The sequence below is a fragment of the Mesorhizobium sp. M0496 genome (assembly GCF_040321205.1).
Lineage (GTDB): Bacteria > Pseudomonadota > Alphaproteobacteria > Rhizobiales > Rhizobiaceae > Mesorhizobium.
In genome coordinates, this window is record NZ_JAMYRC010000007.1 from 44,829 (window position 1) to 57,781 (window position 12,953).

Annotated in this window: 13 protein-coding genes and 1 pseudogene; 3 read left to right on the forward strand and 11 right to left on the reverse strand. The window is 62.9% G+C overall.

Annotated features, from left to right (window positions below; all coding sequences use genetic code 11):
- Positions 1-31: 31 nt before the first annotated feature.
- Both NKI73_RS09155 and NKI73_RS09160 read right to left on the reverse strand, forming a co-directional pair.
- On the reverse strand, positions 32-811 hold the full coding sequence (locus NKI73_RS09155; protein ID WP_352628725.1) for a hypothetical protein: 780 nt from the start codon (positions 809-811) through the stop codon (positions 32-34).
- A gap of 268 nt (positions 812-1,079) precedes the next feature.
- On the reverse strand, positions 1,080-1,382 hold the full coding sequence (locus NKI73_RS09160) for a DUF1236 domain-containing protein (protein ID WP_352628727.1): 303 nt from the start codon (positions 1,380-1,382) through the stop codon (positions 1,080-1,082).
- A gap of 420 nt (positions 1,383-1,802) precedes the next feature.
- On the opposite strand from NKI73_RS09160, the gene NKI73_RS09165 reads away from it, so the two are divergent.
- The 3 genes from NKI73_RS09165 to NKI73_RS09175 all read left to right on the forward strand — a co-directional run bounded on the left by NKI73_RS09165 (position 1,803) and on the right by NKI73_RS09175 (position 3,054).
- Positions 1,803-2,045, forward strand: coding sequence for a sulfotransferase (locus NKI73_RS09165; protein WP_352628728.1), 243 nt, complete (start codon positions 1,803-1,805; stop codon positions 2,043-2,045).
- 119 nt (positions 2,046-2,164) lie between these two features.
- Positions 2,165-2,446: a hypothetical protein gene (locus NKI73_RS09170; protein WP_352628730.1), complete on the forward strand. Its 282-nt coding sequence runs from the start codon at positions 2,165-2,167 to the stop codon at positions 2,444-2,446.
- Positions 2,447-2,847: 401 nt separating this feature from the next.
- Entirely contained in the window at positions 2,848-3,054 is a 207-nt protein-coding gene (locus NKI73_RS09175) for a hypothetical protein (RefSeq protein ID WP_352628732.1), read from the forward strand.
- A 334-nt stretch (positions 3,055-3,388) separates the two neighbouring features.
- Here the strand turns inward: NKI73_RS09175 and NKI73_RS09180 are convergent, their stop codons facing one another.
- From NKI73_RS09180 to NKI73_RS09220, 9 genes and pseudogenes are all read right to left on the reverse strand, one after another.
- Entirely contained in the window at positions 3,389-3,940 is a 552-nt protein-coding gene (locus NKI73_RS09180) for an isochorismatase family protein (protein ID WP_352628734.1), read from the reverse strand.
- A gap of 227 nt (positions 3,941-4,167) precedes the next feature.
- Positions 4,168-4,569, reverse strand: coding sequence for a hypothetical protein (locus tag NKI73_RS09185; protein WP_352628736.1), 402 nt, complete (start codon positions 4,567-4,569; stop codon positions 4,168-4,170).
- Between the two features lie 181 nt (positions 4,570-4,750).
- The gene (locus NKI73_RS09190) at positions 4,751-5,521 is read right to left on the reverse strand and encodes an exodeoxyribonuclease III (RefSeq protein WP_352628738.1); all 771 of its coding nucleotides are present in this window, start codon (positions 5,519-5,521) and stop codon (positions 4,751-4,753) included.
- Between the two features lie 6 nt (positions 5,522-5,527).
- A complete protein-coding gene (locus tag NKI73_RS09195) occupies positions 5,528-6,172 on the reverse strand; it encodes an alpha/beta hydrolase family protein (RefSeq protein ID WP_352628740.1) in 645 nt (214 codons plus the stop codon).
- A 216-nt stretch (positions 6,173-6,388) separates the two neighbouring features.
- Positions 6,389-7,510 (reverse strand): tetratricopeptide repeat protein, encoded by a 1,122-nt coding sequence (locus NKI73_RS09200; RefSeq protein WP_352628741.1) that lies wholly within the window; start codon positions 7,508-7,510, stop codon positions 6,389-6,391.
- The gene (ku, locus tag NKI73_RS09205) at positions 7,507-8,412 is read right to left on the reverse strand and encodes a non-homologous end joining protein Ku (RefSeq protein WP_352628744.1); all 906 of its coding nucleotides are present in this window, start codon (positions 8,410-8,412) and stop codon (positions 7,507-7,509) included. The genes NKI73_RS09200 and ku overlap by 4 nt, the downstream gene beginning before the upstream one ends.
- 206 nt (positions 8,413-8,618) lie before the next feature.
- A pseudogene (gene ligD, locus NKI73_RS09210) lies at positions 8,619-11,099 on the reverse strand (DNA ligase D).
- Positions 11,100-11,184: 85 nt separating this feature from the next.
- A complete protein-coding gene (locus NKI73_RS09215) occupies positions 11,185-11,409 on the reverse strand; it encodes a hypothetical protein (RefSeq protein ID WP_352628746.1) in 225 nt (74 codons plus the stop codon).
- Between the two features lie 339 nt (positions 11,410-11,748).
- Complete coding sequence (locus NKI73_RS09220) at positions 11,749-12,951, reverse strand: GNAT family N-acetyltransferase (RefSeq protein ID WP_352628748.1); 1,203 nt, start codon at positions 12,949-12,951, stop codon at positions 11,749-11,751.
- Between the last annotated feature and the right edge of the window lie 2 nt (positions 12,952-12,953).

Consider the following 12,953-nt stretch of genomic DNA (forward strand, 5'->3'; position numbering starts at 1 on the left):
GCGGACAACGGGCCGATCAACCCGCCCGCCTCTACTCGACGGCCGACATCCACAGCCTGTCGATGTCGGCAAGAAACGTCTCGTCGATCTCGTCGAGATGGTTCCAGTACATGCCGTCTTCGTAGAAATAGCCGAGGTCCCTCTCGATCTCCTCGGCCTTTTCGGCCTTGTCGAGCCGGATGTTGCCAAGAATGTCCGCTTTCATCTCGGCAATCCGGACGTGCGAAAGGCCGCCAAGTTCGTCGAAGGCGAGCCTGGGAAAGACCAGCCGGCTGCGCGGCAGGTCGGACAGATTGATGCACAGGCAGCCATGTTTCAGCGCCTGAACGAGCAAGCGTGCCGACTTGGCCTCGAGGTTGCGCAAAGTGACGTCATCGCGCAACGGATCGGGACGGCCGATACCATAGAAATGCGTCTTGTCCGGCCGGTCGTAGATCATGTCGCAGCCCAGGAATGCCAGTACATCGGGCTTCTGGCTGTGAATGGTCCAATATGCAGCGGTCAGCGCCATCGTGGCGCCGGCATAGACGAAGCCGCCGAAGGCGTTTTGCGCCGGAACATATTGCGTGGCGCTGAATATCTGAGCCTGTCGCAAGGTCGCGTCGTGGGGCAGCCGCTCCGACGGGAAATCGCCGGCATGGACGAGGAAATCCCAGTCGGGGCGCACCTGCCAGGCATTGTTGATAGCGACGATCCGGCTGAACGCCTGCTTCGGCCAGGGCTCGCAACGCACCGCGTCGGGCGCACTGCCAAGCAGAAGCAGGATGCGCGGAGCGTCATCGCGAATAGTCTCGATGGGCGAGATGGTCATCGAAGGGCTTTCAAATCTCGGCCGGCCGGCGCGCATTCGAGGCATCAACATGCCGGCTTACGAACGTTTCGCACGACTGCAACCCTGCACCCTGGCGGACGACTTTGCCAGTCCAATGCATGCGGCCGATCACGCAGGCCGAGGCGATCGATGCTCCCGCCCGACCCACGGCTGGCCTCAAAAATAGAGCCCGCCACGACTGGCAGTCGTGACGGGTTTTTTCCCAAGGCAGGTCCGACGCGGGAAACCTTTGTGTCGATGCCATCATTCAGCGCAGCACCTCGACGATCTGACGGGTGTCTGGATCGACCAGGACCGTCTTGTGATTGATAACGGCGACGCGATATCTGACGTCGGGTACCTCACGCAGTTCGACCGTATCCGGCACCGACGAGCCGAGCTTGAGTTCGACGCCCAGAAGGTTCACCGACGCAAGCGGCTCCCTCTTGATATATTCGCGAACGACCGTCTCCTGCTGCGGCTCGACGACGACGACATTTTCCGCCAGCGCCGCACCGATACCGCCCATCAGGACGATCGCGGCCGCTGCGCTCGAAAGATAAAGTTTCATGACCATTCTCCTGTCATAACTGAAACCCCACCCTACATGAAAACTCCACCGCCGGTCCGGGGTTCCATTCCCAATTCCAGAATTGAAGGCATCACGAGCTTGGCCAAGGTATTCAATGGTTGTTGTAACGATGCTCGAAAATTGGCGCGGAATAGCTCTCAGGCTTCACGGGTAAGTGGCCTATCTGGGACAGATATTAATGCGCTTCACCTTGATGTTTGTCGTGATCGGTGGCGCCGTTCACCGGACTTGCCTTGCTCACGAGCAAGACAAGATGGGTCTGGCCACGACAGACACATTGCAGTCCGCTGGTCGACTAAACCAGTCATGAGAATTTTATTGCGTTGTTTTCCCTCCAGGCGCAGCGTAATCCTCATGGACTGGAATATCGGAGAATGTCAGTCCTTTTGGGATGGGGAAATGACACTCAAGCTGATCGGGGCTGGTTTCGGCCGCACCGGCACGTGGTCGACCTTTGCCGCGCTGAACAGGCTCGGCCTGCCTTCCTACCACATGCAGGAAGTGATCATGAACAAGGCCAACAAGGGCCATCTCGATTTCTGGCGCAAGGTGGCCAACAGTCCACCGGGCAGCCAGCACGATTGGAACCGCGTGTTCGCCAACTATACGGCCACCGTCGACAATCCCGGTGGTGGTGGCTAGGCTGACGTGCAAGCCGGCGGCAATCCAGAACCACGCCCAGTCTTTGCACGTCGGGCGCGGGAACAAACCCCCGGCAACACGAGTTTCGCCTCCAGTCTTTTCAAGGATTGGAGGCCAGCATGGCACCGCGCAGCAAACCACGCACCGACATCGAAGATGATGCACCGCGGGCCGATGGCCCGACCATCGAGCAACAGGATTGGGACGCGGTCAAGGGCGGCCAGATCCTGCCTGGCTCCGAAAACGGCGACGTCCGCTATGACACCGAGAAGGATGGCGAACAGCCCGAAGAAGACGACGACAACGCCTACCAGAACAGCGATGAAGCGCTGCCCGACGACGAGGAAGAAGCCGCGATCAAGCGCCATCCGACCCGCGAGGGGCGGTTCGACGAGACGTAAGCCGGATCACTTGGGCGGGCGGCGTCTCTTATCCCCGATGAACGCGAACTGGTCGGGCTCCAGAAGCGTATCTCGATGCCTCGGAGTGAGAGGCATCTTGCCAAAACCACATTTTCCATGCCCGAATTATTGGCGAAAGACGCTTGGCCGGCTAAGTTTTTAGCCCGGGCATTATATCAGTTTTGACTAAAATAATGGAACGTCCAATGGACATTGCCGGAACCGAACAGGGTCCCTTGGACCTTTGCGTCCGGCTGCCAAGACCTTGGTCCCACAGGAAAACGCAAAAGCCCGACGTGACCGATTGAAGCCCGCACAAGGGAACATCGGGCGCCGCTTGTCGTTTGTCCGCAAAGACCTTGCAGGACAACAGCCGGCATCCAATTCAAAGGAACAGCGCGATGCCCCATCGATCCACAATCATCAACACAGGCCACGGCCCGGGTACGGCGATTGCTGTGTTGATGGTCGGGTTGATGGCGGTGGGCATCGTGTTCCTCGTCCTGGGCAGTTCTCTCTATTTCAGCGGGCCGCCATCGGATCAACACGCGCTGTCTTCGCCGCCCGCCCGATCGATGCAGGCGGCGGATGACCAAGCGGCAAACTGATCGAGCCTGAACGCACCGGTGGGAACATACAGCCGCGCCAGTCGTCGCCGCTCGCCCACCGGCGGTCAATGCCGCAAGAAAGAGAACTGTTTTTGGCGCGCCGAGATTCGGGCACCGAATCCGCACTTTAGCCCCGGCCTATTCCGCTTTCGCGGAAGTTTCGGCCGGCGTGCAATGTGCAATGCTGCTAATGCGGCGGTACGAGCCGCCCTGGTTGACGCGGGCGCCCGAGCCATCCCAACATGCGCCCCCCCGTCCGCGTCGACCACGGCAGGCGCCCGGCGCTGTCATCCACCGCGCGAAGAGACAGCCCGCCGCCAAATTCGTGAGAGATTCAGCCGCCGACCAGCGCCTTCGTCGTCATTAGATTGACGCCGGCCTCGGCGAATTCGCCATTGTGCCGGGCGATGACCTGCTCGGCACTCTCGCTGGCATTGTCCAGCGTGCTGTGGGCATCGGAAATCACGGTCACCTCAAGCCCTCTGGCCATCGCGCCCTTGACCGTCGCCGCTACGCAAAAATCGGTCTGTGCGCCCACCAGTATGACCGCGCCAGCGCCCTGCCCGGCAACCCAGTCGCCGAAGGCGGGATTGCTGAAGGCATCGCCCACGGATTTGGCAAAGGTCGGCTCGTTCTCGGCCTGACCAAGTGCCGGCCACACCGGCCATCCAGGTTCACCCGGCGCCAGCGGATCGCCCGCGGGTCCATCGTGCCTGACAAAAGCAACCTTGCGCCCGTTGCGCCGCGCCCAGTCGATCACCGCTCGGGCACGCTCGACAACGCCTGGCGCATCATGGATCGGCGGCTCGTGCACACCGTCGAACATGCCGGTCTGGAGATCGATGACAATGAGCGGCGCGTTGGCCGCGAGGCTGGGTGCTGACATGATTTTTACATAGCACGGCAGGGGAGACGATCAAGGCATGTGCAATGCGGTCATCAGGGTCGAGACTATCAGCGGCAAGCGCGTGTCGCCAAGAGCCTGCTGTGGGCACCCGGCTTGGTTGGCACAGGTCGCGTATCTGCCATCATCGCCAAGGGATTCAGGAGAGACCACGATGATGAAGACCTACGCCAAGCCGGTTTTTCTGAAAAAAGGGAGCCTTTCGGCGATCACAGCGGGAAACGGCGCCTCGAATCCGATACCGCAATAATTTCTGCGCAGCCTGATCTTGATGCGCCAAATTTCAGCGCGTCAGGACCAGGTCGTCCAAGACCATTTACCAATAGTGTTTCGTCGACAGGCGAACACGCGTTACCATATTGAGCTGAATTCGGCCGGTAGACCACATGGTCGCCAGAAACGTTGCCATTGACATAACCCTGGCTGTCCTTGGTGTAGTCGCACGCCATCGCATTCAGGTTGCGCCACGCCAGCCCGGCATGGCCGGACGGAATTTTCCTGAAGGTGTGCGACGTCACATCGTCGAAATCGATCGTTTCCAGGGCGGCATCAGTGTCAGCGGTTTGCGGCGACAGCAAGCCGAGATCGGCCGGATAGGGCGACAGCGTCAACCTCCGCTCAAAGCCGCCGTCACTGATGAGAGCCGTGTCGGCATCAGTGCCAGATCGAAGCTGAAGGCGGCGCCTGAGGCCAGCGGCCGCGTCTCCAGGACGTGTCCGTTCCTCATCGCCGAGAGGATCTCTGATCCGTCGCTTCCAACGCGCCCGTCGCAAATGGCTTGGAACCAATCGCCTACTTCAGCTCCACCCACACCGGCGCATGGTCGCTGGCGCCGTCCTCACCGCGCACGTCGCGGTCGATGCCGGCGGCGGTCAGGCGCCGTGCCAGTTTCTTCGACAGCAAGATGTGGTCAAGCCGAAGCCCGGCGTCGCGCGGCCAGCGGTTGCGGCGATAATCCCAGAATGTGTAGAGCGTTTCCTTCGGATGCTTCTTGCGCAGGCCGTCCGTCCAGCCCTGCTCGATCAAGGCGGCGAAGGAGGCCCGGCTTTCCGGCTGCACCAGCGCGTTGTCGTCATAGGAGTGGGTGGCATAGATGTCGCGCGGTTCGGGCACGATGTTGTAGTCGCCGGCCAGCACCACAGGCAGGCCGGTGTCGAGCAACTGTTCGGCATGCGCCTCCAGTCGCGCGTGCCATGCCAGCTTGTAGGCGAATTTCGGGCCGGGCTGCGGATTGCCGTTCGGCGCATAGAGGCAAGCGATGACAATGCCGTTCACCGCTGCCTCGATGTAGCGGCTCTGGCTGTCGGCATCATCGCCCGGCAAGCCATCGCGGGTCAGCACCGGTTCCGAACCTCGCGCGAGAATGGCGACGCCGTTCCAGGTCGGCTCGCCCTTCCACACCGCGCCATAGCCGGCCGCGGCTAGAGCAGAGCGCGGAAACTGCGTGTCACGCGCCTTCAACTCCTGCAGGCAGACGACATCGGGCTTTGCCGCCGCCAGCCACGCCAGCAAATTGTCCAGCCGGCTGTTGATGTTGTTGATGTTGAACGAGGCGATCTTCATCGAAGGTCAGGCGACGATCCGGCCCGACCACGCCTTCACCGTCTCGGCCAATGTCTTCAGATGATCGGCGGCAGAGAAGCCCGAGATGCTCTTGCGCGGCTTGAGGTCGTGGTCGCCGTCCTCCAGCCAGACAACCTCGATGCTGTCGGAGAGCCCGTAGCCAGCGACTTCGTCGGGCGTGCCGAACTCGTCGCGCGTGCCCTGGAAGATCAGCGTCGGCGTTTTCAATCCGGCAAGGTGCTTGGTGCGCAATTGGTCCGGCTTTCCCGGCGGGTGAAAGGGGTAGCCGAGGCAGACCAGCCCGGCGATCTCGCTCTTGGCAAGCATCTCGTCCGCCACCATCGAGGCGACGCGCCCGCCCATCGACTTGCCGCCGATGATCAGCGGACCGGTCACGCCCTTGGCCCTGAGATCGGCGATCGCTTTGATATATTCCGGGTTCACCGTCTCGGCCCGCGGCGGTGGCTTGCGATGGCCGTAGCGGCGTGCGGCCATATAGTGGAATTCGAAGCGCGCGACCTGGAAGCCGGCCGCGGCCAGCGCCTTGGCGGTGGCCGTCATCGAGGGCGAATCCATCGATGCACCGGCGCCATGGGCGAGCAGAATGGTGACGGGGGCGGTGTCGTGGCCGTCGAAGAGGAAGGTGGTCATGGGGCGACCTTCCGAGAAAGGCCGCGTTCCTTCGCACCCCCCTCTGTCCTGCCGGACATCTCCCCCGCAAGGGGGGAGATTGGGCAGATTTGCCGTCTCGCTCACTTTCCAATGGTCATGATTGGCGAAGGCGGTGGTGACATCCAATCTCCCCCCTTGCGGGGGAGATGGCCGGCAGGCCAGAGGGGGGTGTTCAAGCGCCAGCATAAATTCCACTCACCCCGCCGTCCGCGCCAGCTGCATATCCACGAACTGCACCCCCTTGGCCGCAACCCCAGCCCATTCGGAATCCGCGTCGAGTTCCAGATACCGCGCCCACAGCCGCCGCGCCTCCAGCAGATTGCCGGCGTCGAATTCCAGTCGGGCGAGGTTGAACACCGGATCGGCATAGGTTTTGTCGAGCGCGATCGCCTTCTGCAGGTGCCTTCGCGCCGAGGTTTCGCGGCCTTGCTCGCTCATCAGCCCGGCAAGGTTGAACCAGGCCTCGACAAAGGCCGGATCGAGTTTTATCGCCCGGGCGTAATCGTGCGCGGCGTCCGCCGCGTGGCCGCCGGCGCGCAGGCAGTTGGCGCGGTTGAAGGCCGCAATCGCGTCGCTCGGGTCGATGGCCAGACAGCGCTGATAGAGCGCGGCAGCTCCATCATGGTCACCGCCCTCCTCCGCCGCTTCCGCCTCGGCAAACAGCTCTTCCAGCGTGTCGTCGCCAGTTGAACCGGCGTTGCCCAAATCGAACAGCAATTGCCCATCGAGTTCGCTCTGGCCACCGTCGAGATAGATCGCGTCAGCGCGCCCATGCTGTGAGCCGACATTGAGCGACTTGGCGGTCAGCGAAGCGACCGGGCCCGAACGATGGACGGAGCGCGCGATCGCGCCCCATGTCGCACCGCCGGCTATGAGCCCGGCATATTTGCGCGCCAGGATCAGGTCGCGGAAGGAATAGGGTTCTGCGTCATGCTCGAACGCATCGAACAGGCTGAGCAGGTCGAGATCGGCGCCCGATAGCCGCGATTGCTCGATCAGCGATTGCCGCGACAGCGAAGATGCTTCCGGCGCCTTCATCAGCCCGAGCAGGCGCAGGAAGCCGCTTTCACTGACGAGTACGCGCCCAGCCGCGCGCTCGGCGGAGACGCGGCGCTCGATCTCGGCGTCACCGTTCCTGGAGAGCACGGCCTTGGCCAAAAGTGTCCGCCCGAACACGACATGCGTGGTGCGCCTGACAACACCGCGCCGCAACTGGCCGTGCTGGCGCTCGACTTCGCGTGCTGCCAGCCGCAGCGGAAACGCCGCCAGCGCGCCGATGGTGCCGAAAACGGCCCCCGGGACGGCTTGTGCCGTCATTTCTTGCTCTTGCCGACCGCCTTCAGCAGATTGGCCTTCAGCGGATTTTCAGCAGCACCGCCCGCTGCCATCTTCCTCGCGGCAGGCTTGGCGACCTCGTCGGCCTTGCTCTTCGACTTGGCCGGCGGCTTCGACTGCGACAGGCTGGCCTTCAGCGCATCCATCAAATTGATGACATTGCCGCGCTCGGGTGCCGCCGCGATGATCGGCTTGTGGCCCTTCAGCTTCTCGCGGATCATCGTCATGAGTGCTGCCTCGTAGCGATCCTCATAGTTCTTTGGATCGAAGGTGGTTTCCTTCTGCTTGATCAGCGCTTCGGCCAGCTGCAGCATTTCCGCATCGGGCTTGCCGGCAGGGATGTTGCCGAAATACTCAGCCGTACCTCGCACTTCGTTCGGGTTCCTCAACGTGCACACGAACATCCCGTTCTCGCGCGCGCCGATCGTCACCACGCGTTCCCGGCTGGACAGCACTAGGCGGGCGATCGCCAGCTTGCCGGATTTGCGCATGGCTTCGCGCAGCACGGCGAAGGTTTCCTCCGCCATCGCGCCATCGGGCGCCAGATAGTACGGCGCGTCCTGATAGATGACGTCGACCTCGTCCTCGTCGACGAAAGCCTCGATGTTCATCGTGTGGTTGGATTCGATGCGCACCGCGTCGAGGTCGGCATCATCGATGATGATGTACTGCTTGTCCTCATACTCATAGCCCTTGACCAGATCCGAACGCTCGACCAGCCCGAGTTCCGGGTCGACCGGCTTCATGTTGATGCGGTTGTGGGTCTTCTTGTGCAGCTGGTTGAAGCTGATGCGCTCGCTGGCGCTGGTGGCGGGGTATAGCCGCACCGGACAGCTGACCAGACTGAGTTTGAGATAACCTTTCCAACTTGCCCTGGGCGCCATGAAACACTCCTACGCGGCCATGCACTGACATTTACTGCAGCGCTTTTCGTCCGAAGGACGAACGAGGCTGCGCAAATCCTACACCGACCCCGCACGATACAGGGAAATTCCTGACGAAATCTTCCGTTACGTCTTTGAGGTCGTGAGTGGAGAATAATTCAAATTGTCGGAAGCGTCGATGGATTCTGGGCTCGGCTTCGCCAACCCTAGTTCTTCAAGGTAGGCAAATCCCGCGCGAACTCGTCAATATCCGCCCATGGATCCCCTGACGTCGCGAGCAGCCCCGGCAGCGAGGAATAGTTCAGGTCCTGCGGCGCATCGATGGATTCGAGATCCGACCAGCTCACCGGCGTCGAGGCCGGCAGGTTGGTGCGGGCGCGCAGCGAATAGGGCGCCGCCGAGGTGTGGCCGCGCGCATTGCGGTGATAGTCGATGAAGATGCGCCTTTTGCGATTGTCCTTGCCCATGGTGGTGGTGAAGGCATCGGGCGCGGTGGCCGTCAGATGCGTGGCGATGGCGCTGGTCGCCTGGTGCAGCTTCTTCCAGTTCTGCTTGCCCGTCACCGGCACTGTGATGTGGATGCCGCTGCCGCCGGACGTCTTGGCGAACGGCACCAGCCCCAGCCCTTCCAGCTCGCCCTTGATGTGCACCGCGGCTTCGACCACCTCGCGCCAGGAAATCCCCTCACCCGGGTCGAGGTCGAAGACGATCTGGTCGGGCCTGTCGAGGCTGGTGCGGTGGGTGCCCCAGGTGTGGAACTCGACGACGCCGAACTGCGCCAGCGCCAGATAACCTTTTGCGCCCTCCACCGAGAGATAGGATTTGGTCTCGCCTTCGGAGTTAGTCGCCTCGAACGTCACCACCGAGGGCGGCATGCCGGTGAAGGCATGGCGCTGGAAGAAACAGTCCTTCGGCAGGCCGGTGGGGCAGCGCACCAGCGACACCGGCCGGCCGAGAATGTGCGGCAGCATGAAGTCACCTACCAGCGCGTAGTAGACGGCGATGTCGAGCTTGGTCGGGCCGGTCTTGCCGAACAGCCGCCGCGTTGGGTTGGTCACCCAGATGGTGGCGAGATCAGCCTCGGCGATCAGCCGCTTGCGTGTCGAGGACACCGGCGTCGACAGGCCGACATCGCGCAAGCCTCTGAACACCGCGTGGCGCAGCGCATTGTCCGATGTGCGGTTGGCATAGTGGATGCGGGCCGAGAGCAACGGCTTCACCCAGTTCATCTCGCGCATGATTTCGCGCGGCGCCCCCTCCGGCGCCGTCGCCCCTGCTGTGAGCGGCTCCAGCCTGGCGAGCAATTCAGCGGCGGTCCCGGCATCGAAGCCGGTGCCGACCTTGCCACGATAGTGCAATTCACCGTCCTCGAATTCGGCAAGGCCGAGGGCTGCCAGGCCCTCGGCCGCATCCGACGTGGTGTAGCCGGCAATGACGAAATTGCCGCTTTGCAACGCCTTGGTCTTGGTCCAGCTCTTGGTGCGGCCGCTCTGATAGGTTGCGGTGGCGCGCTTGGAGACGACGCCCTCCAGCCCGAGTTCCGACGCCTGATCGTAGAGCCCCTGCCCCGAGCCCTCGACATGGTCGGAGAACTGGATGGCGGAATTGGCGCCGAGGCCCGACAGCATCTGCGCCAGCAATGCCTTGCGCCGGACAAGCGGCGCCTTGGTCAGGTCCCAGCCATCGAGATAGAGAAGGTCGAAGGCGTAGAAGTGCAGCTTGCTGCCGGCGCCTTCTGCCAGCGCGTCCTGCAGCAGCGCGAAGCGGCTGATGCCCCTGGCGTCGAGCACGACGATCTCGCCATCGATGATGGCGTCGCGGCACGGCAGTTTCGCAAAGGCGCCGGGCAGGTCGCCATAGCGCTTCGTCTAGTCGATCCCGCCACGGGTGATGAGCTTGACCACACCGTCGCTGAGATGCGCCATGGTGCGGTAGCCGTCGAATTTGATCTCGTGCAGCCATGTCTCCCCGGTGTCCTCGCCAGACGGCGGGTTTGGCACCTGCGTGGCCAGCTGCGGCTCGATGCGGGCAAGCATCGGCGCCTTGAACGCCCCCGGCAGCGTGCCGGGCTTCAACGAACCTGGCTTCGGCGCGGATCTGGCGGCCGGTTTCGCCGGCGCCACGAGTTCCTCTATGCGCAATCCGGATTTGACGCTTTCGGGCCGCGCTTCCAAGATATCGAGCACGGTGTCGGCGGCAAGGTCGCGCTCCTTGAACAGCAGCCAGTTCTTCCTGTTCTCGTCCTCGCCAAGCTTTGGTTTCAGCCGGGTCAGCATCCAGCCGCCATTGAGCTTGTCGCCGGCAAGGCGAAACTTGAAGGCGCCGGTCCTGAAACTCTTTTCGACATCGTCCATCGGCGCCCAGGTGCCGGTGTCCCAAACGATCATCGGCCCGCCGCCATACTCGCCCTCAGGGATGACACCCTCGAAGTCGATATATTCGAGCGGATGATCCTCGGTCTCGACCGCCAGGCGCTTGTCGGCCGGATTGAGCGAAGGCCCGCGTGGCACCGCCCAGCTCTTCAAGACGTCGCCGACCTGCAGCCGCAGATCATAGTGATCTGATGTGGCGTGATGCTTGTGGACGACGAAGCGGTTGCCTTCGCCGGCAACGAGCCCGCCGGCCGGTTCCGGCGTCTTCGAGAATTCGCGCTTGGCGCGATAGGTTTTGAGCTTGGGGGACGGCATGGGTCAGGTGTCGGTGGCGGCAACTACGGCTTTCCCGCCAGCATTTCGGATTTCCCGGCGGTACGAACGGATGGAAGTTACACTCTCAATCGTCGGTGGCCGGCGTCAATTCTAGCTCGGCCGGCGACAGCCCCTGCTGCAACTGCGCAAGCCGGAATTCATCGACCCAATAGGCCTCGCCGTCGACCAGAACGCGGGCCTGGTAGGTGCCGGCCGAAAAACTCTGCGCGGTGATGTAGACCTTGTGGCGGTCGAGCGCCTTGCGCACCGCGGCGCGCTTGGAATTCTGGCCGATGACGGGACTGAACATGACGCTGCCCTCGGTCGCCCTGACACGCAACGCGGCCGCTGTCCGCGGCTTGGCGACTGGCTTCAAGGATGACGGAGACGAGGTGTCCTGTCAATTTCAGGTGTTTGCCTGGCACGAACGGCAATGCAGGGCAAACTTTCGCCAAAGGTTGCGGGCGGCCCTCGCTGGAGCTTTTTCAGCTTGCCGACAGGGACCGCCCACCCGCCTGCGTCCTTCCCAAGACAGGAGATCAGATAAGCGCAGGGACGCCGATCCGCTTTGACATGAATCAACCGCGAGATGTGGCCACGAGGTCTTCCCTTGGGCAGACGGGCTCAGCGAGTTCGAATGCGACTAGAATCAGTCCTTCAATCGCCGCAAGCGACGCATCAGGTTCTGGCCGGCCTTGTGCAGCCGCGGGTGCGACCGCACCATGCCTTCGGCCCGGCTGCGCAGCAAAATGGCTGCGTTCGCAGCCCTGCCCCGCACCGTTATCGGTTCGCAGATCTCAGCCAGAACCGAACTCGAGGCGCCGATATGTTCCTTGTAGCCCTGGCTGCCGACCGACAGGTCGAAATAGTCGAAACCATTTCCGCGCGCCCACATCATCAGCTTGCCCATCATCGTCAGGCCGGGTGAGACATTGGCGACCGCATTTTGGTCGATGCCGAGCAGGAGGGTGTGAAGCGTGTCTTTTCTGGCCAGCACGTAGATGGAGGCGAGCCAGGCTTCACCGACGCGCAGCCCAAACAGCCGCACCGATCCATCGGACAGGCCTCGCAGTGCCGCGTCGCGATAGAAGTCGACGACCGGAGCCTGCGTCAGGAGGTCGAAACGCCCAAGCTCGCGAAAGCGCTTCAGTCGCAGTTCCAGCAGCGCGTCGAAAAGCTCCTCGGTCAGCGCGGGCGTGTCGGCCTCGACCAGAGCGAGGCCGACACGCCGTTCGAAGGCGCGGCACTGCTTGTGGAACGTCTTGGCGAAGGACGGCCTGCAAATGCGTTTGATGAGCGTCTCCGCTTCACCATGCAGGACGAGGCCGGAGGTGATCTGGATGGAGTCGCGCGCCGCCGAAAGCAAGGCCAGCGGATTGGCCACCCCCTGGATCTGCCGTGGTATTCCCACGACGTGGATGCGATCGGCCGGCGGCAGCACGGCGCGAACCGCCGCCCAGACGGCGTCGGCGCCCTGCCTGGTCCAGGGCCTCGCATCCGCCAGCAGCGGCGCCGAATAGTCGCACACGCCACAGCTCAGCCATTCGATCACGTGGTGGCCGCTGGCCCGGCGCCGCATCAGCGGCAGCAGCATGACCGGCGCGCTCGTCGCAGTGTCGCTCACCTCGACGACGAGCAGTTCCGCGCTCTTGGGCATCAGCCGCGCGGCGATGCCTTCGACCCACGCATAGTGCTGATGGGCGGTGCAGACGCCGTCCGCCTGGTGTTGCAGCCAGAGCGGCTTGACGGTCTCAAAGCTGGTGTGCAGCCGCGCCGTATAGCGCGCGCCGGCGCCGGCGCTGGCGGCAATCGGCGAAACCGGCCCATCGTCCGTCATCGCAACAACTTGCATTG

Excerpts from the sequence above, each read along its gene's own strand:
- NKI73_RS09175 (WP_352628732.1), top strand. The coding sequence starts at position 2,848 with ATGCCCCATCGATCCACAATCATCAACACAGGCCACGGCCCGGGTACG.
- NKI73_RS09155 (WP_352628725.1), bottom strand. The coding sequence starts at position 811 with ATGACCATCTCGCCCATCGAGACTATTCGCGATGACGCTCCGCGCATC.
- NKI73_RS09215 (WP_352628746.1), bottom strand. The coding sequence starts at position 11,409 with ATGTTCAGTCCCGTCATCGGCCAGAATTCCAAGCGCGCCGCGGTGCGC.
- NKI73_RS09180 (WP_352628734.1), bottom strand. The coding sequence starts at position 3,940 with ATGTCAGCACCCAGCCTCGCGGCCAACGCGCCGCTCATTGTCATCGAT.
- NKI73_RS09170 (WP_352628730.1), top strand. The coding sequence starts at position 2,165 with ATGGCACCGCGCAGCAAACCACGCACCGACATCGAAGATGATGCACCG.
- NKI73_RS09165 (WP_352628728.1), top strand. The coding sequence starts at position 1,803 with ATGACACTCAAGCTGATCGGGGCTGGTTTCGGCCGCACCGGCACGTGG.
- ku (WP_352628744.1), bottom strand. The coding sequence starts at position 8,412 with ATGGCGCCCAGGGCAAGTTGGAAAGGTTATCTCAAACTCAGTCTGGTC.
- NKI73_RS09195 (WP_352628740.1), bottom strand. The coding sequence starts at position 6,172 with ATGACCACCTTCCTCTTCGACGGCCACGACACCGCCCCCGTCACCATT.
- NKI73_RS09190 (WP_352628738.1), bottom strand. The coding sequence starts at position 5,521 with ATGAAGATCGCCTCGTTCAACATCAACAACATCAACAGCCGGCTGGAC.
- NKI73_RS09220 (WP_352628748.1), bottom strand. The coding sequence starts at position 12,951 with ATGCAAGTTGTTGCGATGACGGACGATGGGCCGGTTTCGCCGATTGCC.
- NKI73_RS09160 (WP_352628727.1), bottom strand. The coding sequence starts at position 1,382 with ATGAAACTTTATCTTTCGAGCGCAGCGGCCGCGATCGTCCTGATGGGC.
- NKI73_RS09200 (WP_352628741.1), bottom strand. The coding sequence starts at position 7,510 with ATGACGGCACAAGCCGTCCCGGGGGCCGTTTTCGGCACCATCGGCGCG.